The 18,046-nt window shown below is 64.3% G+C and carries 22 protein-coding genes and 1 riboswitch; of the genes, 3 read left to right on the top strand and 19 right to left on the bottom strand.

The window, feature by feature from the left end:
• The 7 genes from hpaH to ACOZKU_RS18920 form a co-directional block, all read right to left on the bottom strand.
• Window positions 1-804: a 2-oxo-hept-4-ene-1,7-dioate hydratase gene (gene hpaH, locus ACOZKU_RS18950; protein WP_421580179.1), complete on the bottom strand. Its 804-nt coding sequence runs from the start codon at window positions 802-804 to the stop codon at window positions 1-3.
• Window positions 801-1,688 carry a fumarylacetoacetate hydrolase family protein gene (locus ACOZKU_RS18945; RefSeq protein ID WP_421580178.1) on the bottom strand — a complete coding sequence of 296 codons (888 nt, stop codon included), beginning with the start codon at window positions 1,686-1,688 and terminating at the stop codon, window positions 801-803. The genes hpaH and ACOZKU_RS18945 overlap by 4 nt, the downstream gene beginning before the upstream one ends.
• A gap of 15 nt (window positions 1,689-1,703) precedes the next feature.
• On the bottom strand, window positions 1,704-2,684 hold the full coding sequence (gene hpaD / locus ACOZKU_RS18940) for a 3,4-dihydroxyphenylacetate 2,3-dioxygenase (protein ID WP_421580177.1): 981 nt from the start codon (window positions 2,682-2,684) through the stop codon (window positions 1,704-1,706).
• A gap of 90 nt (window positions 2,685-2,774) precedes the next feature.
• Window positions 2,775-4,292, bottom strand: coding sequence for a 5-carboxymethyl-2-hydroxymuconate semialdehyde dehydrogenase (gene hpaE, locus ACOZKU_RS18935; RefSeq protein WP_421580176.1), 1,518 nt, complete (start codon window positions 4,290-4,292; stop codon window positions 2,775-2,777).
• An 11-nt stretch (window positions 4,293-4,303) separates the two neighbouring features.
• Complete coding sequence (locus ACOZKU_RS18930) at window positions 4,304-4,690, bottom strand: 5-carboxymethyl-2-hydroxymuconate Delta-isomerase (RefSeq protein ID WP_421580175.1); 387 nt, start codon at window positions 4,688-4,690, stop codon at window positions 4,304-4,306.
• Window positions 4,691-4,764: 74 nt separating this feature from the next.
• A complete protein-coding gene (locus ACOZKU_RS18925; RefSeq protein ID WP_421580174.1) occupies window positions 4,765-5,277 on the bottom strand; it encodes a flavin reductase in 513 nt (170 codons plus the stop codon).
• A gap of 10 nt (window positions 5,278-5,287) precedes the next feature.
• Window positions 5,288-6,847, bottom strand: coding sequence for a 4-hydroxyphenylacetate 3-hydroxylase N-terminal domain-containing protein (locus ACOZKU_RS18920; RefSeq protein WP_421580173.1), 1,560 nt, complete (start codon window positions 6,845-6,847; stop codon window positions 5,288-5,290).
• A 95-nt stretch (window positions 6,848-6,942) separates the two neighbouring features.
• On the opposite strand from ACOZKU_RS18920, the gene ACOZKU_RS18915 reads away from it, so the two are divergent.
• Window positions 6,943-7,824 carry a helix-turn-helix domain-containing protein gene (locus ACOZKU_RS18915; protein ID WP_421580172.1) on the top strand — a complete coding sequence of 294 codons (882 nt, stop codon included), beginning with the start codon at window positions 6,943-6,945 and terminating at the stop codon, window positions 7,822-7,824.
• Here ACOZKU_RS18915 and ACOZKU_RS18910 read toward each other — a convergent pair whose 3' ends face one another.
• Together ACOZKU_RS18910 and ACOZKU_RS18905 are read right to left on the bottom strand one after the other, a co-directional pair.
• The gene (locus tag ACOZKU_RS18910; RefSeq protein WP_421580171.1) at window positions 7,825-8,109 is read right to left on the bottom strand and encodes a DUF2218 domain-containing protein; all 285 of its coding nucleotides are present in this window, start codon (window positions 8,107-8,109) and stop codon (window positions 7,825-7,827) included.
• Window positions 8,109-8,669 (bottom strand): PadR family transcriptional regulator, encoded by a 561-nt coding sequence (locus tag ACOZKU_RS18905; RefSeq protein WP_421580170.1) that lies wholly within the window; start codon window positions 8,667-8,669, stop codon window positions 8,109-8,111. Before ACOZKU_RS18905 ends, ACOZKU_RS18910 begins: the two co-directional genes overlap by 1 nt.
• A gap of 129 nt (window positions 8,670-8,798) precedes the next feature.
• Here ACOZKU_RS18905 and tsaA point away from each other — a divergent pair, with 129 nt between their 5' ends.
• A complete protein-coding gene (gene tsaA / locus ACOZKU_RS18900) occupies window positions 8,799-9,317 on the top strand; it encodes a tRNA (N6-threonylcarbamoyladenosine(37)-N6)-methyltransferase TrmO (RefSeq protein ID WP_421580169.1) in 519 nt (172 codons plus the stop codon).
• A 15-nt stretch (window positions 9,318-9,332) separates the two neighbouring features.
• Here tsaA and ACOZKU_RS18895 read toward each other — a convergent pair whose 3' ends face one another.
• Entirely contained in the window at window positions 9,333-9,542 is a 210-nt protein-coding gene (locus tag ACOZKU_RS18895; protein ID WP_314086816.1) for a molybdopterin-binding protein, read from the bottom strand.
• A gap of 124 nt (window positions 9,543-9,666) precedes the next feature.
• Here ACOZKU_RS18895 and ACOZKU_RS18890 point away from each other — a divergent pair, with 124 nt between their 5' ends.
• On the top strand, window positions 9,667-10,500 hold the full coding sequence (locus tag ACOZKU_RS18890) for an amidohydrolase family protein (RefSeq protein WP_421580168.1): 834 nt from the start codon (window positions 9,667-9,669) through the stop codon (window positions 10,498-10,500).
• Here ACOZKU_RS18890 and ACOZKU_RS18885 read toward each other — a convergent pair whose 3' ends face one another.
• From ACOZKU_RS18885 to ACOZKU_RS18845, 9 genes are all read right to left on the bottom strand, one after another.
• On the bottom strand, window positions 10,501-11,106 hold the full coding sequence (locus ACOZKU_RS18885) for a thiamine phosphate synthase (RefSeq protein ID WP_421580167.1): 606 nt from the start codon (window positions 11,104-11,106) through the stop codon (window positions 10,501-10,503).
• Entirely contained in the window at window positions 11,103-11,876 is a 774-nt protein-coding gene (locus ACOZKU_RS18880) for a thiazole synthase (protein WP_421580166.1), read from the bottom strand. Before ACOZKU_RS18880 ends, ACOZKU_RS18885 begins: the two co-directional genes overlap by 4 nt.
• 1 nt (window position 11,877) lies before the next feature.
• Window positions 11,878-12,075, bottom strand: a complete 198-nt coding sequence (gene thiS / locus ACOZKU_RS18875; RefSeq protein WP_421580165.1) for a sulfur carrier protein ThiS — start codon at window positions 12,073-12,075, stop codon at window positions 11,878-11,880.
• Entirely contained in the window at window positions 12,072-13,052 is a 981-nt protein-coding gene (thiO, locus tag ACOZKU_RS18870; protein ID WP_421580164.1) for a glycine oxidase ThiO, read from the bottom strand. The genes thiS and thiO overlap by 4 nt, the downstream gene beginning before the upstream one ends.
• 2 nt (window positions 13,053-13,054) lie before the next feature.
• Window positions 13,055-14,866, bottom strand: a complete 1,812-nt coding sequence (thiC, locus tag ACOZKU_RS18865; protein WP_421580163.1) for a phosphomethylpyrimidine synthase ThiC — start codon at window positions 14,864-14,866, stop codon at window positions 13,055-13,057.
• Window positions 14,867-14,958: 92 nt separating this feature from the next.
• Window positions 14,959-15,075, bottom strand: a riboswitch (TPP riboswitch).
• A gap of 135 nt (window positions 15,076-15,210) precedes the next feature.
• Window positions 15,211-15,927, bottom strand: a complete 717-nt coding sequence (locus tag ACOZKU_RS18860) for a Bax inhibitor-1/YccA family protein (protein ID WP_314086801.1) — start codon at window positions 15,925-15,927, stop codon at window positions 15,211-15,213.
• Between the two features lie 27 nt (window positions 15,928-15,954).
• The gene (locus ACOZKU_RS18855; RefSeq protein WP_314086798.1) at window positions 15,955-16,728 is read right to left on the bottom strand and encodes an anti-sigma factor; all 774 of its coding nucleotides are present in this window, start codon (window positions 16,726-16,728) and stop codon (window positions 15,955-15,957) included.
• Window positions 16,715-17,260: a sigma-70 family RNA polymerase sigma factor gene (locus tag ACOZKU_RS18850; protein ID WP_421580162.1), complete on the bottom strand. Its 546-nt coding sequence runs from the start codon at window positions 17,258-17,260 to the stop codon at window positions 16,715-16,717. Before ACOZKU_RS18850 ends, ACOZKU_RS18855 begins: the two co-directional genes overlap by 14 nt.
• Window positions 17,261-17,322: 62 nt before the next feature.
• A complete protein-coding gene (locus tag ACOZKU_RS18845) occupies window positions 17,323-17,751 on the bottom strand; it encodes a YqaA family protein (RefSeq protein WP_421580161.1) in 429 nt (142 codons plus the stop codon).
• Between the last annotated feature and the right edge of the window lie 295 nt (window positions 17,752-18,046).

The raw sequence follows: 18,046 nt of genomic DNA, 5'->3' as shown, positions 1-18,046 counted from the left end.
CTATGCGAAGAATAGGCTCACCGTGCCGTAGGGGCCGAAATCGCCAACGATCGTATCGCCATGGCGGGCTTCGACCGGGCGGATGAACGAGCCGGCGAGCACGATCTGCCCCGCTTCGATCCCGTCGCCATATTGCGCGAGGCGGTTGGCGAGCCAGGCGACGCCACGGGCGGGCTGGTTGAGCACACCGGCGCCAAGACCGGTTTCCTCCACCTCCGCATTGCGGCTGACGATGGCGCCCATCCAGCGCATGTCGATCTGGTCGGGACGCACCGCGCGACCGCCCGTGACGATGCCGGCATTGGCGGCATTGTCGGAGATCGTATCGCAGATGCCGCGCGCCTTCTTCGTTTCGGGATCGACGCGCAGGATGCGCGTGTCGAGGATTTCGAGTGCCGGCGTCACGTAATCCGTGGCGTTCAGCACGTCGAACGCCGTCACGCCGGGGCCTTTCAGGGGCGCCTTCATGACGAAGGCGATTTCCGCCTCGACGCGCGGCTGGATGAAACGGTCGGCCGGCACCGTGGCGCCGTCCTCGAAGACCATGTCGTCGAACAGCACGCCGGAATCGGGAATGTCGATATTCAAGGCATACTGCATGGCCTTGGAGGTGAGGCCGATCTTCCAGCCGATGACCTTGCGGCCATCGGCGATCTTCTTCTTCACCCAGGCGCCTTGGATCGCATAGGCGTCGTCCATGGTGATGCCAGGGTGCTTCAGCGAGAGCAGGCCCATCTGGACGCGCGTGCGCTCGGCCTCGTCGAGGCCAAGCGCTGCGGCGCGGATCTCGTCTTGCGTCATCATGGTCGGAAAACCTCGTCGGCGATGGTGTTGCGCAGAAGGCCGATGCCCTCGGCCTCCACTTCTACCACGTCGCCCGGCTTCAGCCAGATCGGCGGGTCGAAGCGCGCGCCGGCCCCCGTCGGCGTGCCGCAGACGATGACATCGCCGGGCGTGAGCGTCGTGAAGGTCGAGATATAGTTGATGATTTTGCGGAAGGAGAAGATCATCCGGCTGGTGCGATCCTGCTGGCGCACCTCGCCGTTGACGCGGGTTTCGAGCTTGATGTCGGCGAGCTGGCTTTCGTCCCTGTAGGGCACCAGCCAGGGGCCGATGGAGCCGGTGGCGTCGAAATTCTTGCCCTGGGTGACGTTGAATTTCGCATGCCGCACCCAGTCGCGGATCGTGCCCTCGTTGCAAAGGGTGAGCGCCGCGATGTGATCGAGCGCATCGACTTCCGCGATGCGGCGACCGCCCTTGCCGATGACGATGGTGACCTCGCCCTCGTAATCGAGCTGCGGGCTCTCTGGCGGGCGGATCAGCGACCGGTCGTGGCCGGTGAAGGAGCGCGGGAAGCGGATGAACAGCGAGGGGTTGGCGGGTGCCTCCTGTCCGTCTTTGTATTCCGCATTGCGATCCGGGAAGTTGACGCCGACGCAGATGATCTTCTCCGGTGCCGGGATCGGGATTTCATAGGCGATCTCGGCGAGGGAAAAGTCCGGCGTGCGGCCGGCGGCGGCTTCCGTGAGTTCATGGAAGGCATGGGCCTCGACCACCTCCCGAAGGGTCGGGAAACGTGCGCTGAAACGCGCCGAGAGGTCGATCACGCCGCCATCGGTGACGAGGCCATAGGCCTTGCGCCCGTTGACGGAGAAGCTGGAAAACCGGGGATGGCTCACGTCTGTCATGGTTCGATCCATCCTTCAGGGTGCGATGATCGGCTGGGCCTTGAGGACGGCATCCTGCGGCTCGACGCCGGCAAAGAGGCTGCCGTGCTCGAACCAGGATTTGGGCGCCGCTGCACCCCACAGTGTCTGGCGCTGTGGGTCCGTGAGATCCCACTTGATCGGCTCGAGGTCCGGATCGACGGTCTGGTAGTCCGAGCAGTAGATCTCGATGCGGTGGCCATCGGGATCGAGGATGTAGAGGAAGAAGGCATTGGAAATGCCGTGGCGGCCGGGGCCGCGCTCGATGTTGGACACCCAGCCGGTCGTCGCCATCAGGTCGAGCAGGTCGATGATGTTGAGCGGCGTCGGCACCCAGAAGGCGGTGTGGTGCAGGCGGGGTCCACGGCCGTTGGTGAAGGCGATGTCGTGCACGCCGCCCTTGCGGTGCGTCCAGGCGGCCCAGAGGCGGCCGGTTTCGGCATCCTCGGTATATTCGGTCACGCGGAAGCCGAGCTCGTTGTAGAAGCCGACGGAGGCGTCGACATCGGGCGAGAAGCAGTTGAAGTGATCGATGCGCAGCGGCTTCACGCCGCGATAGAGCGCGTATTTCTGATGGATCGGCGGCAGGCGGTCCATCCTGGTGTAGAACTCGAGCGGGATGCCCATCGGGTCGCGCGTGCGGAAGGTGCGGCCCTGATAGGGGCGCTCGACCCATTCCACCGGCAGGCCCTTGCCCTTGAAGAAGTGCACGGCCTTGTCGAGGTCGTCCTCGTCGAACACCTTGAAGCCGAGGTCGCGGGCCTCGGGCTTGTCGGATTTCTTGAGCACGATGCAATGGTGGCCACGCTCCTCCATGGCGCGCAGATAGATCGTGTCCTTGTCCTCGTCCGTCACCTGCAGGCCGAGCGTATCGACATAAAAGGCGCGCGACTTGGCGAGGTCGGTGACGCCGAATTCGACATGGCTGAGACGCACGATGTTGAAGGGCGGGTAGAGATTGGGCTGCGGTACGGGCATGGTGTCCTCCTCAAGCCCGCCTCGTGATACGAGGACGGGCGCAGTCTTGTGGAATAAGCGGGATCAACCGCCGAGTTTCGGGCCGGCGGCTTAACCGCCGAGCTTCGGGATCGCGTGGGCGCGGGTGGCGAAGGCGATGTTCTTCGTTTCCATGTAGAAATCGAAGGACCAGTCGCCACCATCGCGGCCGATGCCGGAATTCTTGACGCCGCCGAAGGGCGTCGGCAGGTGGCGGACGTTTTCCGAATTCACCCAGATCATGCCGGCATCGAGATGATCGGTGAAACGGAAGGCGCGGGTGACGTCAGCCGTCCAGAGATAGCCGGTGAGGCCGTACTGGACGTCGTTGGCAAGTGCCAGCGCCTCGGCCTCGTCCTTGAAGGGAATAGCCGTCAGCACGGGGCCGAAGATTTCCTCCTGGGCGATGCGCATCTGGTTGTTGGCGCCGGTGAAGAGCGTCGGCGAGACATAGCAGCCGCCGCCCGGACCATCGAACTTCTCGCCACCGGCCGCAACCGTCGCGCCCTCGGACTTGCCGATCCCGATATATTCGAGAACCTTTTTCTCGTGCACCGGATGGATCAGCGGGCCGACGACGGTTTCCGGGTCGAGCGGGTGGCCGACCTTGATACGCTTGGCCTTTTCTGCGACCAGCGCGGTGAATGTGTCGTAGACGCTCTCTTCCACCAGGAGGCGGGAAGAGGAGGTGCAGCGCTCGCCGTTCAGCGAATAGATCATGAAGACGGCGGCATCCGCAGCGCGCTCCAGATCCGCATCGGCGAAGACGACGACGGGGTTCTTGCCGCCGAGTTCGAAATGCACGCGCTTCAGCGTGTCGGCGCCCTGCTTCATGATCATCGAGCCGGTGCGGCTTTCGCCGACGAAACCGATGGCCTTGATGAGGGGATGTTCGGTCAGCGCCTTGCCGGCATCCTCACCGAAACCGTTGACGAGGTTCCAGACGCCCTTCGGCAGGCCGGCGCTCTCGGCAATCTCGACGAGCAGGCGGGCCGTCAGCGGCGAGAATTCGGCCGGCTTGTGCACGATGGTGCAGCCGGCGGCCAGCGCCGGCGCGATCTTCCAGGTGGAAAGCATGAACGGCGTGTTCCAGGGCGTGATGATGCCGACGGGGCCGATCGGCACGCGGGTCGTCATGTTGACCTGGTTTTCCGTGCGCAGCGTCTTACCGTCGCGGGCCTCCGGCGCGCGGTCGGCGAAGAAGCGGAAGTTTTCCGCGCCACGCAGTGCCGCCTTGGCCATGAAGCGCAGCGACTGTCCGGTATCCATGCATTCGACGAAGGCGATCTCTTCGGCGCGCGCGACGATGGCGTCGGCGACCTTGTGCAGGAGTTTTTTGCGCGTGTCGCCCGGCATCGCCGACCAGTCCGCGAAGGCGGCCTTGGCGGCCTTGGCGGCACGGTCGATATCGGCTGCCGTGCCACGCGCCACCGTCGCCAGCGGCTTCAGGTCAATGGAGGAGATGCTTTCGAAGGTCGCACCGTCGCCGCCGGCCACATCCTCACCGGCGATGCGGTTCAGCACGCCCTGTTCCTTGAAGCGGGCGAGATAGGCGTTTGCCTTCGCGATGTTTTCCTGAAGTTTCGACATGGGGTTTCCTGTTATTTGCCGCGCAGGCGCGGATGAATGGCGTTCTTCTTCCAGCTCAGCTCCGTGTCGATCTCGCGAATCTCGAGCGAGAGCGCGAAATGCGGCGTCTCGAAAAGGGGAGCGAGCAGCCTGCCGGCCGTGGCGAACAGCGCTTCGCCGGTGCGCTTCTTCTCCTCGGCGCTGCGGCCCTTGCCGATGCGGAAGTTCAGATCGATGAAGGCGTTTTCCGCCAGCCGGTCGGCGATGGCATAGTGATTGGCCTTGAGGGCGCGCACCCTGATGGCGCCGACTTCGAAGAGGCCCGTTTCCAGCACCGTTTCGAGCAGCGCCACGCAGAGCGCGTCAAGGTCGGTGCGGCCTTCGAGATTGGCCGAATATTCGACGGTGAGATGCGGCATTGTTCCTCCCGACATGCGATCTTTTATTTAACATGTTAAATAGAAGGCGGCTTGTCAAGCGGTTTGTGCTGCCGTCAGCCCCCGAAGCTGCCGGCCTGCGTGGGAACATGCACATAGTTGCGGTCGAAGTAGAGGAGCGCATGCCCATCGCGCCGGCAGCGGATGTCCATGACCTCGCCGATCAGGATATTGTGCGTGCCGACAAGGCGTGCCTCCGTCAGGCGGCAATCGAAGGAGACGATCGCATCGGTCAGCGCCTGGTTGCCGGAGGGCAGGTCGAGCCATGTCGCATCGGCATAGCGTGCCTCCATGTCGGATTGCTGCCCGGCGAAGGAGGCGGCGAGCGCCTTGTGCTCCTGGGTCAGTACGTTGACGCAGAAACGGCGGTTCTCGATGAACAGGCCGGTCTGGGCCGAGCGGCTGTTCATGCAGACGAGCAGCGTCGGCGGCTCGTCCGTCACGGAGCACATGGCGGTGGCGGTGAAGCCGCCGCGACCGGCGGCTCCGTTGGTTGTGATCACATTGACGGGCGCGCAGACGCGGGCCATCGCGTTGCGGAATTCGGTCTTGGAAACGCCGATGTCCATGGCATGGTCCTCATTCGGCAGCGTTGGGCAGGGCGTCGTCGCCGAGCGGCGGCAGCCAGGTGTCGCCGGTCCAGCCGCTCTCGTCGTAATCGGCCATGCACTGGTCGACGAGCGCTTCCATTTCCCGCAGACGCCCGCCGCGTTCGGCGCCCTTCAGCACCTGCAGGCGCACCTCTTCCGGCGCTCCGGCATAGTTCAGCTCGTAGAGCGCATGGCGGCCGCCGAATTCCGTGCCGGTCGCATCCCACAGCAGCTTCATGATCTTGATGCGCTCGATATGGCCCATATTGTCGGAGCCGCGGACATATTGCGCGAGATAGCGGTCGATGTCGGGATTGGCGAAATCCTTGGCCGAGGAGGGCAGGTAGATGAGGCCCGAGGCCACCGTGCGGCGCACGATGTCGATGACCTTCGGATAGGCCTCCGACATGAAGGTGCGGTAGCAGAGGGCTGCTTCGAGGTTCGGCAGCACGGCGCCGTTCGCCCAAGGGATCGGATTATAGGCCATGGCGTTGGAGAAGGCCCAGAACTGGTGGCGGATGGCGATGACCTCGCCCAGCATGGCCTGGTTGCCGCGGAATGCATCGCCGCCGGTGGCGCGCAGCGCCTTGGCGAGCAGCCCGGCCAAAAAGTCCATCTTCACCGCCAGGCGCGTGCAACCCTGGAAACAATAGCCGTGCATGAAGCCCGACGCCGGGTGGAAGGACAGGATCTTGGCCGCATCGCGCAGCACCAGCACGTCTTCCCAGGGCACGAAGACATTGTCGAGCACGAGGATCGCGTCGTTCTCGTCGAAGCGCGAGGAGAGCGGATAGTCGAAGGGATGGGCCGCCGTATTGGCCGTCTGCTCGTAGGAGACGCGGCAGAACATCTTCACGCCCGGCGCATTCATCGGCAGGATGAACATGACCGAGAGCGACGGGTCCTCGGTGACGGTCGCCGAGCTCTGGGCAAGGAAATTGTAATGCGTCAGCGCCGAGGAGGTGGCGACGACCTTGGCGCCGGAGACATAGATGCCGGCATCCGTCTCCTTGGTGATGTGCACGAAGACGTCCTTCACCGCGTCCGCCGGCTTGTGGCGGTCGATGGGCGGGTTGACGATGGCGTGGTTCATGAAGAGCACGCTTTCCTGCGCGCGTTTATGCCAGGAAAGGGCGTTGTCCTTGAAGGGGCCGTACCAATCGGCATTCGCGCCGAGCGTGTTCATCAGGGCGGCCTTGTAGTCCGCCGTGCGGCCCATCCAGCCATAGGACATGCGCGCCCAGTCGGCGATGGCGCCCTGCTGGGCGACGAGATCGGCCGAGGAATGGGCGACGCGGAAATATTTGTGCGTGTAGCCGCCGGAGCCGGTGTCGGTCGGCGAGGTCAGCCGTTCCTGACGCTTGGGATCGTGCAGCGCATCATACATGCGGGCGATGGAGCGGGCGGAATTGCGCATGGAAGGGTGGGTGGTGACGTCGGCGATGCGTTCGCCGTTGATATAGACCTCGCGCCCGTCCCGAAGGCTTGCGAGATATTCGGCGCCGGTGAACGGCCGGGTCTTTTCGCTGCGATGATCTTCCGCGCGCATGGTGGTCTCCTCCTGAAAAATCCTGACAAATGCTAGGTCGGGGACACCAGATGCGCCATGGACAAAGCGGGTAATTCGCTGGTACTTTTTCCAGCATGACCGCCAGCCGCGATGTCCCAGCCTTTTTCGTCTACGGCGAGCCGAGCCGCGCGCTCGATGTCGGTTTCCTGCATGTCGAAACCGTGATGGAGCGCAGGAGCCTGCACTTCGGGCGGGTGGCGCCGCACAAACATCCGCTGATGGGGCAGATCACCTACTGGTTCAAGGGCGCGGGGCGCTACCGGATCGAAGACCGGACTTGGAATTTTTCCGCTCCCGCGATCAGCTTCGTGCCAAGCAACGTGGTGCATGGGTTCGAAGTGGACAAACAATCCGACGCCATCGTCGTGTCGATCTCGGACGACCTGCTGCGCGCCATGGCATCGCAGGTGGATCTGTCGCTTGCAGCACCCGTGCTGCTCTCCGGCGAGGCCGAAGCGCCGGGGTTTTCGCGTATCGGCGCGCTGCTTTCCATGGTGATGGATGAGTATCGCGGCGGGGCGGGGGCGAGCGAGCGGATCATGGCGGGGCTGATCGGCGTCGTGCTGTCGCTGATGGCGCGGCTCGGCGGCAACGCCGGCTTTGCGGCGGCGGAACCCGTTGTCGCGCTGGGGCTGGAGCTGCGCCGTGCCATCGACCGGCATTATCGCGATGACTGGCCGGTCGGGCGCTATGTCGAGACCCTGGCGACGACGCCGCATCTGCTCGACAAGGCGGCGCGCATCGTTTTCGGGCAGACGGTGAAGGACATGGTGCTGGAGCGGCGCCTGCTGGAAGCCAAGCGGCTACTACGCTTCACCATTCGCCCCATGGAGGATATCGGCCGGGAGATCGGTTTCGAGGACCCGGCCTATTTTTCGCGGTTCTTCCGCAAGCGCACCGGGGCCTCGCCTTCGGATTGGCGCCGGCGGAACTCGGAAGCCGCCGGCGCGATCTGATCAGGCATCCTGCCAGGTCGGCGACAGCTCTTCGCGGAAGGCGAAGCGCACGAGGTGGCGGATCACCACGTCCTTCAGCTGCTGCATATCTTCGGCATCGGGCGCCGTGAGGTCGATGCGCAGCGCGCCGTCCTCCGTCTTCAACCGGCATTCGCCGATGGAGAAGGTGATCGAGCCGGCATGCTCATCGAAGGTGACGGCGAGCTTATGGGCAAAGTGCTTGCAGAGCTGCTGCAGGTATTTGCTGGCATGCTCGGTCGGGATGGCGGTCGTGCTCGATGTCATCAGCTTTTCTCCACGGTCTGGGCGGCAAGGTCGAGGGCGGCGGCGATGGCTTCGGCCGAGGCCGCATCGAGATCGCCGCGTCTGAGCCGCAGCCGCAAGGCGAGTTTCAGGTTTTCCATGGCGCGCACCACGGGGGCGGGCACGCCCTCGCGGCCGCCGGGGCCTCCGCCGCCGGCCCGTGCCATCAGGTCGTCGATGGCGGCGCGGTTGGCAGCCAGGAAGGCCTTGCCTTCCGGCGTGATGCTGTAGCGCTTGCGCCCGCCCTCGGCCGGTTCGATGGCCGCATAGCCCATGTCGTCGAGCCAGGAGAGCGTCGGGTAGATGACGCCGGGGCTCGGGCTGTAGCTGCCGCCGAAACGATCCTCGACGGTCTTGATCAGCTCATAGCCGTGGCTCGGCGCATCCGAGATGATGGCGAGCAGCAAAAGGCGCAGCTCGCCATAGTCGAAGAGGCGTCCGCCATGACGGCCGCCCCGGCCGGGCCCATGGTGCCGGCCGCGATGAAAGGAACCCGAACGATCGTCGGGCGGTGAAAAGTGGCGGTGAGGGCCGCATCCCATTCTGTGTTTCATGGTTCCGATATAAATCTCGATATATCGGAAATCAAGATATATCGAGATTTATATCTTTCAAAAGATTTCGCGGGCCGCTATCGTCGTATTTAGAAGAATACAGCGATGGAGATGCGTGTGGTTCGGCTGAACGAAATCCGCGAAAACGAGGTGGCAATTGCAGCGCCGGAGGCTGCCGATGCGGAGATCGTCTTCATTGGCCGCATTTCGACGCCCTGGACCTCGCGCATGGAAACACCGCGGCAGGGGCGCCCGGACGGGCCGGTTTGCATGATCGAGGTTTTTGAGCCCTGGGTGCCGGCGCTGGCAGGCGTCGATCGGTACGAACGGCTGGAAGTGCTTTACTGGCTGCACCAGTCGCGCCGCGACCTCGTGCTGCAAAGCCCGGCCTCGAACGGCGAGGTGCACGGCACGTTTTCGCTGCGTTCGCCCGTGCGACCCAATCCGATAGGCACCTCGATTACGCTTCTGGAAAAAATCGAGGGCAACAGGCTCTTTGTGCGCGGCCTCGATTGCCTCGACGGCACGCCGCTGATCGACCTCAAGCCGGATCGCACGCTCTTCAAGCCGATCGCGCCGCGCCAGAAGGGCGACGACGAGACCGGCGCGGTGCATATGTGCAAGAAGGTGGACTAATGGCTATTCAGCGCCTCAGTCGTCCACGGCCACCATCACATCCGAAGCCTTGATCACCGCATAGGCCTCCTGGCCCGCGGCGAGGCCGAGTTCGTTCACCGCATCATTGGTGATGGCGGCGGTGACGATGGAGCCACCGACATCGATGCGGATATGAGCGGTGGTGGCACCGAGAATGACTTCGACAATCTTGCCCTTCAGGCGGTTGCGTGCGCTGATCTTCATGATGGTCTCCTCTGGTTTGTGAAATATCTAGCGGGGCTCAGGTCGATTGCCAGAACATCTGTGTAATTCGTATTTGAATGGATCATTCTTCTGTGCCAGTGTTCGCGCTCCGGAGGAGGCCCGAATGATCGTCGACACGCACCTGCATCTCATCTACCGCGACCGGCTCTCCTATCCCTGGCTTTCCGGCGTGCCGCCGCTCGATGCGGATTTCACACAGGACCTTTATGCGCGCGAGGCGCGGCGACTGGGCATCGTCGCGGCGCTGCATATGGAAGTCGATGTGGCCGAAAGCGACATTGCGCGCGAGACGGCGATGGTGAAGGACCTGGCCGGCGCGGAGGGCAGCCTGCTTGTCGGCGCCATCGCCGCCTGCCGGCCGGAATCACCGGAATTCCCGGCCTATCTCGAGACGGTTCTCGCCAATCCCTTCGTGCGCGGTTTCCGTCGCGTGCTGCATGTCGTGCCGGACGCTCTGTCCGAAGGCGCGCTGTTTCGCGAAAACATCAAGCGTCTGGCCGGCACCGACCTCAATTTCGATCTGTGCGTCCTGCCGCACCAGATCGACAGGGCGATCGCGCTGGCCGATCTCGCGCCGGATGTCTCCTTCGTTCTCGACCATTGCGGCGTGCCCGACATCAAGGGCGGCGGTTTCGATATCTGGAAAGGGCCGGTTGCGGCGATAGCACGCCGGCCGAATATGACCGTGAAACTCTCGGGCATCCCGGCCTATGGCTCGCAACACTGGACGCTGGAGGACCTGAAACCCTATTTCGCCCATGTCGCGGAAAATTTCGGCTTTGACCGCATGGTCTGGGGCAGCGACTGGCCGGTCTGCACGCTGGGCGGCGGCCTGTCCACCTGGATCGGCGCGACGCAGGCGCTCCTCTCCGGTGTCAGCCTGGAGGAGAAGCGCCGCGTGTTTTCTGAAAACGCCCGGCGGCTGTGGAAGCTCTGATCAGCGCCAGCACGCGGTGCGGGCGATCCATTCGCGGGTGCGCGCTTCCGGGTCGGCGTTCAGCGTGATGTCGGTCACCACGGCCGCGCTGTCGGCGCCGTTTTCAAAGACGGCTTGCAGGCGATCCGGGTTGAGGCCGCCGATGGCGATGAGCGGGATCGGCGCGATCCGCTCCCTCCAGTCTCGCAGCTTTTCCGCCCCTTGCGGCGCCCATTTCATCTTTTTGAGGATCGTCGGCCAGATCGGGCCGAGCGCGATATAATCGGGTTTTGCCGCAAGCGCCGTTTCGAGCTCGGCTTCGTCATGGGTGGAGAGGCCGAGCTTCAGCCCGTTAGCACGGATGGCGGCAATGTCGGCCTCCGCAAGATCCTCCTGGCCGAGATGCACGAAATCGCAGGCCTCCTCGATGGCGATCTGCCAGTAGTCGTTGACAATGAGCTGGCAGCCGTGCACGGCGCAGGTCGCCTTGGCGCGGCGGATTTCGTTGCGCAGGCTGTGCTCCGGCACGTGCTTCATACGCAGCTGCACGAGCTTGACGCCGACGGGCACGAGGCGGTCGATCCAGTCGGCGCTATCGACGATGAGATAGAAGGGGTCGAGCTTCACGAGAAGGCTGCCTTTCCGATGACGGGCGTGGAGGGAACGGCCATGTCGCGCGGCTCCAGCGGCACGGCCTTGTGCGCCAGCCGGCCGGCGGCGATGGCCAGCGCAAAAGCCTCGGCCATGGCGGCGGGATCGCCGGCACCGGCGACGGCGGTGTTGAGCAGCACGGCATCATAGCCGCGCTCCATGACGTCGGCGGCATGCGAGGGCCGGCCGATGCCGGCATCGACGATCAGCGGCACGTCAGGGAAATGCGCGCGAAAACTCCGGAGCGCCGTGGGGTTGACCGGCCCCATGGCCGAGCCGATCGGCGCGCACCAGGGCATCAGCACGCGGCAACCGGCTTCCAGCAGCTTTTCGGCGACGACGAGATCATCCGTCGTATAGGGGAAGACCTGAAAGCCCTCGCCGGTGAGGATGCGGGCCGCCTCGACCAGGCCGAAGACATCGGGCTGGAGCGTATCGTGATGGCCGATGACTTCGAGCTTGATCCAGTTGGTGCGGAAGACGTCGCGCGCCATCTTTGCGGTCAGCACCGCTTCCTTCACGCTGTGGCAACCGGCCGTGTTGGGCAGCACGCGCACGCCGAGATCGCGGATCAGCTCGAAGAAGGCGCCGCCGGACTTGCCGCCCGATGTCTCACGGCGCAGCGAGACGGTGACGATCTGGGTCTTCGAGCGCCGCACCGCCTCTGCGAGGATCGCTGGAGAGGGGTAACGGGCAGTGCCGAGCAGCAGGCGCGATTGTAACTCGGTATCGTAGAGCTTCAGCATGTCAGCCCCCCTGCATGGGCGAGAGGATTTCAATGCGATCATGCATGCTCAGCGGAAAGACGGCGCGATCCTCCCGGTGCACCAGTTCGCCATTGACCGCCGTCGCCAGCCAGTCGCCTTCGTAGTCGAGCGCGTGCAGCAGGTCGGCGAGGGTTGCTGCGGTTACCTCCTGTTCCTCGCCGTTGATGATGAGGGTCATGAGGCCATCCTTTCCGGTGACGCGTGTTCGGCCAGAAGCCGGCGGGCGACTTCACCCGCCATGGCCGGCGCGAGCAGGAAGCCGTGCCGGTAGAGGCCGTTCACATGCAGGGTGTCGCCGTCTTCCGTCACCTGCGGAAGGTTGTCGGGATAGGCGGGGCGGATGCCGGCACCTGTATCGATCAGCCGGGCCTCGCCAAAGGCGGGATGCAGGGCGTAGGCGGCGTTCAGCAGTTCCATCAGCGACCGCGCGGTAATAGGGCCGGCATCGTCGCTTTCGATCATCGTCGCGCCGACCATGAAGCGATTGCGCTCGCGCGGTACGATGTAGATCGGATGGCGCGGATGCAGCAGGCGGACGGGGCGGGAAAGGGTGATGTCGCTGGTTTCGAGCCGCAGCATTTCGCCGCGCACGCCCCGCAGATTGGCAAGCCGCCCGATCTTTGCGGCGCCTGTGCAGTCGACGATCCTGTCATAGCGGGCAGCATGGCTGCCGGGGCCGAAGAGGAAGCACATGCGCGCCTCCTCCAGCCCCGCCGTCAGCGCGGAGAGCGCCTTGCGCGGATCGAGATGCGCCTCCTGCCGGAAGAACAGCGCCTTGCGGAAGCGGCCGGCAAGATCGGGCTCCAGCGCTGCGATGGCCTGTTCGTCCAGCCATTCCCAGCCGTTCGTGCGCCCTGCGAAACGCTCCAGTTCCCCGGCGTCGCGCCCGCTCGCCACGACCAACGTGCCGCGGCGCTGCACATGGCCGGGGAGGGCCGCCTCCCACCAGTCGGCGGCGAGACGGCCGAGCGTCAGCACGGGTTCCTCGGCGCTTTCCCGCTCGCACCAGGGGGCGAGCATGCCGCCGGCAAAACCGGAGGCGCCCTGGCCGACCTTCTCGGCCCGTTCGTGAATGGTGACGTCGAAGCCGTGGCGGTAAAGCTGCCAGGCGACCGTCAGGCCGGCAACGCCGGCGCCCTTGACGAGGATGCGCATGGTCATTCTCCCGCAAGCGGCATGTAGAGATCGCCGCCCTCGCGGAATTTCTGGGCCATCGCCTCCAGCCCCTCCTTCTGCGCTTCAGCACGGATATCGTGCGAGATGCGCATGGAGCAGAATTTCGGGCCGCACATGGAGCAGAAATGCGCGACCTTGTGCGCCTCCTTGGGCAGGGTCTCGTCGTGGAAGGCGCGGGCCGTCTCCGGGTCGAGCGAGAGGTTGAACTGATCCTCCCAACGAAATTCGAAGCGGGCGCGGGAAAGCGCGTCGTCGCGGATCTTCGCGGCCGGATGGCCCTTCGCGAGATCGGCCGCGTGCGCGGCGATCTTGTAGGTGATCACGCCGACCTTCACGTCGTTGCGGTCGGGCAGGCCGAGATGTTCCTTCGGCGTGACGTAGCAGAGCATGGCGGTACCGAACCAGCCGATCATCGCCGCCCCGATGCCCGAGGTGATGTGGTCGTAGCCCGGCGCGATGTCCGTCGTCAGCGGTCCGAGCGTGTAGAACGGAGCCTCGCCACAGGTCTTCAGCTGCTTGTCCATGTTCTCCTTGATCTTGTGCATCGGCACATGGCCGGGGCCTTCGATCATGACCTGGCAGTCCTTTTTCCAAGCGATCTGGGTCAGTTCGCCCAGCGTCTCCAGTTCGGCGAACTGTGCGGCATCGTTGGCGTCGGCAATCGAACCGGGGCGCAGACCGTCGCCCAGCGAAAAGGACACGTCATAGGCGCGGCAGATGTCGCAGATTTCCTCGAAATGCTCGTAGAGGAAGCTTTCCCTGTGGTGATGCAGACACCACTTGGCCATGATCGAGCCGCCGCGCGAGACGATGCCGGTGACGCGGTTGACGGTGAGCGGGATGTAGTGCAGCCGCACGCCGGCATGGATGGTGAAATAGTCCACACCCTGCTCGGCCTGCTCGATCAGCGTATCGCGAAAGACCTCCCAGGTCAGGTCCTCGGCGATGCCGTTGACCTTCTCCAGCGCCTGGTAGAGCGGCACGGTGCCGATCGGCACCGGCGCATTGCGGATGATCCATTCGCGGATGTTGTGGATGTTCCGGCCGGTCGAGAGGTCCATGACCGTATCGCCGCCCCAGCGGATCGCCCAGACCATCTTTTCGACCTCTTCCGCCATGGAGGAGGTGACGGCGGAGTTGCCGATATTGGCGTTGATCTTGACCAGGAAATTGCGGCCGATGATCATCGGCTCGGCTTCCGGATGGTTGATGTTGGCGGGGATGATCGCCCGGCCGCTCGCGACCTCCTGGCGGACGAATTCCGGCGTGACGAAATCGGGGATATGCGCGCCGAAACTTTCGCCGTCACGGGCAAGTGCTTCCTTGGCTGCCTTTCGGCCGAGGTTTTCCCGGATGGCGATGAATTCCATCTCCGCCGTGACGATGCCGGCGCGGGCATAGGCGAGCTGCGTCACCGCCTTGCCGTCCTTTGCCCGGCGCGGCTGGTTGCGCACGGGAAATTCCGGCGTCAGGCGCTCGCCGGTGGCAAAACCGTTGTCCTCGGGGCGCACATGTCGGCCCTCGTAACCCTCTGTGTCACCGCGGGCGACAATCCAGCTTTCGCGCAGCCGCGGCAGGCCGGCATCGATGGCGACGACGTGGTTCGGGTCCGTATAGGGGCCGGAGGCGTCGTAGACGATGACCGGCGGTTCGCCAGAGGTCGGGTGCAGGGAAATCTCGCGCATCGGCACGCGGATGTCGGGATGCGCTTCACCGGCAATGTGGATCTTGCGGGAGGCGGGCAGGGGGCCGGTCGTGACGCTTGGGGTGAGCTTTTGGGCGGCAATATTCATCGTAAGGCTCCAAGTTTTCGTTTGGAGACCCAGTCCTAGAGCCGGAATGATGGAAGGACGCCGGACGCGGACTCCGGGTTTTCGGATGTCCTGCCACAGCGCTTGCACCGTCCCTACGCCAGTATGAACTGGATCAGGTTCAACGGGTCACTGCGCTGCGAAAGCCAGCAGTATCTCAGCCCCTTGTCGGGACCCCCCTGGTGAATGCCTTAAGCAAAAACGCTGCGGGGCGATTTGTCAACGGGGTTGGTTTATGTAAGTAGTTTCTTACGGTTTTTGCGCTGCGCGGAAAAAGAAACGGCGGAGACAAGCTCCGCCGTACCCTTTGAATTCATTCACGAAAACTATTCGCGTTCGCCCGTGAAATTCAGCAGCAGCTGGAAGATGTTGACGAAGTTCAGGTAGAGCGAGAGCGCACCGAATACGGCCATCTTCTGGCTCGATTCTTGATCGATGTTTTCGGCATACTGTTCCTTGATGTTCTGCGTGTCCCAGGCGGTCAGGCCGACGAAGACGACGATGCCGATCACGGAAATCGCGAACTGCAGGGCGGACGAGCCGAGGAAGATGTTGACGATCGAGGCGATGACGACGCCGATCAGGCCCATCATCAGGAACGAACCGACCTTCGACAGGTCACGCTTCGTCACATAGCCGTAGAGGCTGGTGGCGCCGAACATCGAGGCGGCGATGAAGAAGGTGCGCGCGATGCTCATGCCGGTGAAGACGAGGAACACCGAGGCGAGCGACAGGCCCATGACGGCACAGAAGGCCCAGAAGGTCATCTGTGCGGTGCTGGCCGACATCGTCTGGATCTTGAACGAGAAAAAGAAGACGAAGGCGAGCGGGGCGAGCATCACCACCCACTTGAGCGGGGAGGAGAAGATCGGCACGTAGAGCGCCGGCGTCGAGCCGACGATGAAGGCGACGAGGCCGGTGATGACGAGGCCGGCGCCCATGTAGTTGTAGACGCGCAGCATGTGCTGGCGCAGGCCCTCGTCGAAGAGGGCGGCCGACTGCGCCTGCGCGCCATAGCCAAATCGCTGTTGTACGGGTTCCATCTGAAATCTCCTTCTGGAAACGGTTGATCAGTAGAGCGTGCGGGAAAGATCCCGCGCGGTTTCGGCCAGGTCGTCGGCCTTGCGGCTTTCCGACACCAGCGCATAGGCAACATCGCCGATCTGCCAATAGGCGGCGCGGGCATTGTCGGCGTGGAAGAGCAGCACGTGCTGCACGGCAAAGGAGCCGGGGCGCACGGCAAAGAGCGACAGGCGCTCGTCCTTACGGGGCTCCAGCACCAGCTCGACGCTCGGGCCATAGGCCGAGGGGAAGACCTGCGTATCGACGACACCCCAACCCTTCGGCAGGTCCGGCAGCACGATTGCCGTCGCAGAACGGATCTCGGCGGGGTCGAAGCTTTCGGTTTCCGGCTGCGACGCCATGGAATCGCGCAGGAGCGTGGTCTTGTGCGCCCGCACCGCCTCCTCCACGAAGGCGGGTGGCGGCGTCGATGCCACGACCTCGGTTGCGCCGAAGGGACCGAAAGCCGCGTGCGCCACCCAGCCGGCGGCGACGAACAGCGCGATGGTCGCGGCGCGGCGAAGGAAACCGAAGACGCGGCGGCGCGACAGTGCGCGCTCGAGCAGGCGGGCGGCCTCGCGCGTTTCCTGACGCGTCACCGTGCGATGATCGGCGAGCGCCAGGCGAAGCTCGTCACGCACCCGCAGATCCTTCATGACCTGCGCGGCGGTTTCCGGACGCTCGGAAAGATAGGCTTCCACCTCGATGCGCCGGCCGACGGCGAGCTGGTCGTCGACATAGGCGTTGAGATCGGCCTCGAGGATGGGGTCATTGCTTGTCATCGCCAGTGCCTCCGACGATTTTGAGATGGGTTACGGTCGCGGATGGGCCGCTCTGTTCGAAGGTGCGCAGCCGCTCGCGGGCGCGGGCGACGCGCGACATCAGCGTGCCCACCGGGATCTTCAGCGTATCGGCCGCCTCCTGGTAGGAGAGCTCTTCGATGGCAACGAGGTGCAGCGCCGCGCGCTGGTCTTCCGGCAAGCCGAAAAAGGCGTCGCGCAACTGCGTCAGCCGCACCGAATGGTCCTGGTTCGCCGGCATCGCGCGCTCGGCGAGCTCAGCGGCCGCATCGTGGCGTCGCTCCAGCGAGCGGCGCTGGCGCAGGCGGTCGATATGCGCATTGTGCAGGATCGACATCAGCCAGTTGCGCACATTGGCGCCGGTGCGGAAGCTCGATTGGCGCTCGTAGGCCTTTACCAGGGCATCGTGCACCAGATCTTCCGCCTCGTCCGGATTGCGGACGAGCGACAGGGCATAGCGCCTGAGCGCCGCAAGCTGTCCGATCACGTTGAAGCCGGGTGTCTTTCCGTTCATGACCCAGTATACGAAAGCTGCGCGGCGCTCATTCCATCATCACGGCAAAAAAATCAAAGCCACTACAGGACCACTGCGGCGAGGAGGATGTAGCGGCCGAATTTTGCGATGGTGACGACCAGAAGGAAGCGCGGGAAAGGCTCGCGCATGATGCCGGCGGCGAGCGTCAGGGGATCACCGACGATGGGCAGCCAGCTCAAGAGCAGGCTCCACCAGCCGTATCGGCGATACCAGTCCCCGGCGCGCTCCAGGCTTTTGGCACTGACGGGAAACCAGCGCGCTTCGCGATACCGCTCGATGCCGCGTCCCAGCAGCCAGTTGACCACGGAGCCGAGCACGTTGCCGGTGCCGGCGACGAAGATGAGTGCGGCGGGCGAATAGTGGCCGATGGCAAGCAGGCCGGCGAGCACGGCCTCGGACTGCGCGGGAACAAGGGTTGCGGCAAGAAAGGCCGCGAGGAAAAGGCCGCCATAGGCCGCAAGCGCGCTCATGGCGACGCGCACCGTGCTGTCAGGGGGCGGTGCGCGGCACGGATGCGGTGCGGCCGGCTCTGCAATTTGTTTCGTGAAGTGCCCATCCGGACGACCTGCCAGTTCCTTCCGGACGCCGGAATGGTCGTCTTGCTCGTCTGCCTAGGGCGGGATGGTGCCGGGGAAAAGCCCGCAAAAGCGAATTCCGGTCCAAAAATGGAGGAATGACGTGGTTGTGAACGGAATGGACAGCCGCCTGCGTTGGTGTCCGCGTTCAGAGGCGCCGGCCAAAACACTCCACAGAACAGGAGATCGG

It is taken from the genome of Shinella sp. M31, from assembly GCF_049199205.1.
GTDB lineage: Bacteria > Pseudomonadota > Alphaproteobacteria > Rhizobiales > Rhizobiaceae > Shinella.
Note: the sequence above shows the minus strand (reverse complement) of the source record. Positions and strands in the feature narration are given on the sequence as shown.

Bases quoted from the DNA above. Each gene is read 5' to 3' on its own strand.
- hpaH (WP_421580179.1), bottom strand. From the start codon at position 804: ATGATGACGCAAGACGAGATCCGCGCCGCAGCGCTTGGCCTCGACGAG.
- ACOZKU_RS18945 (WP_421580178.1), bottom strand. From the start codon at position 1,688: ATGACAGACGTGAGCCATCCCCGGTTTTCCAGCTTCTCCGTCAACGGG.
- hpaD (WP_421580177.1), bottom strand. From the start codon at position 2,684: ATGCCCGTACCGCAGCCCAATCTCTACCCGCCCTTCAACATCGTGCGT.
- hpaE (WP_421580176.1), bottom strand. From the start codon at position 4,292: ATGTCGAAACTTCAGGAAAACATCGCGAAGGCAAACGCCTATCTCGCC.
- ACOZKU_RS18930 (WP_421580175.1), bottom strand. From the start codon at position 4,690: ATGCCGCATCTCACCGTCGAATATTCGGCCAATCTCGAAGGCCGCACC.
- ACOZKU_RS18925 (WP_421580174.1), bottom strand. From the start codon at position 5,277: ATGGACATCGGCGTTTCCAAGACCGAATTCCGCAACGCGATGGCCCGC.
- ACOZKU_RS18920 (WP_421580173.1), bottom strand. From the start codon at position 6,847: ATGCGCGCGGAAGATCATCGCAGCGAAAAGACCCGGCCGTTCACCGGC.
- ACOZKU_RS18915 (WP_421580172.1), top strand. From the start codon at position 6,943: ATGACCGCCAGCCGCGATGTCCCAGCCTTTTTCGTCTACGGCGAGCCG.
- ACOZKU_RS18910 (WP_421580171.1), bottom strand. From the start codon at position 8,109: ATGACATCGAGCACGACCGCCATCCCGACCGAGCATGCCAGCAAATAC.
- ACOZKU_RS18905 (WP_421580170.1), bottom strand. From the start codon at position 8,669: ATGGGATGCGGCCCTCACCGCCACTTTTCACCGCCCGACGATCGTTCG.
- ACOZKU_RS18895 (WP_314086816.1), bottom strand. From the start codon at position 9,542: ATGAAGATCAGCGCACGCAACCGCCTGAAGGGCAAGATTGTCGAAGTC.
- ACOZKU_RS18890 (WP_421580168.1), top strand. From the start codon at position 9,667: ATGATCGTCGACACGCACCTGCATCTCATCTACCGCGACCGGCTCTCC.
- ACOZKU_RS18880 (WP_421580166.1), bottom strand. From the start codon at position 11,876: ATGCTGAAGCTCTACGATACCGAGTTACAATCGCGCCTGCTGCTCGGC.
- thiS (WP_421580165.1), bottom strand. From the start codon at position 12,075: ATGACCCTCATCATCAACGGCGAGGAACAGGAGGTAACCGCAGCAACC.
- thiO (WP_421580164.1), bottom strand. From the start codon at position 13,052: ATGCGCATCCTCGTCAAGGGCGCCGGCGTTGCCGGCCTGACGGTCGCC.
- thiC (WP_421580163.1), bottom strand. From the start codon at position 14,866: ATGAATATTGCCGCCCAAAAGCTCACCCCAAGCGTCACGACCGGCCCC.
- ACOZKU_RS18860 (WP_314086801.1), bottom strand. From the start codon at position 15,927: ATGGAACCCGTACAACAGCGATTTGGCTATGGCGCGCAGGCGCAGTCG.
- ACOZKU_RS18855 (WP_314086798.1), bottom strand. From the start codon at position 16,728: ATGACAAGCAATGACCCCATCCTCGAGGCCGATCTCAACGCCTATGTC.
- ACOZKU_RS18850 (WP_421580162.1), bottom strand. From the start codon at position 17,260: ATGAACGGAAAGACACCCGGCTTCAACGTGATCGGACAGCTTGCGGCG.
- ACOZKU_RS18845 (WP_421580161.1), bottom strand. From the start codon at position 17,751: ATGAGCGCGCTTGCGGCCTATGGCGGCCTTTTCCTCGCGGCCTTTCTT.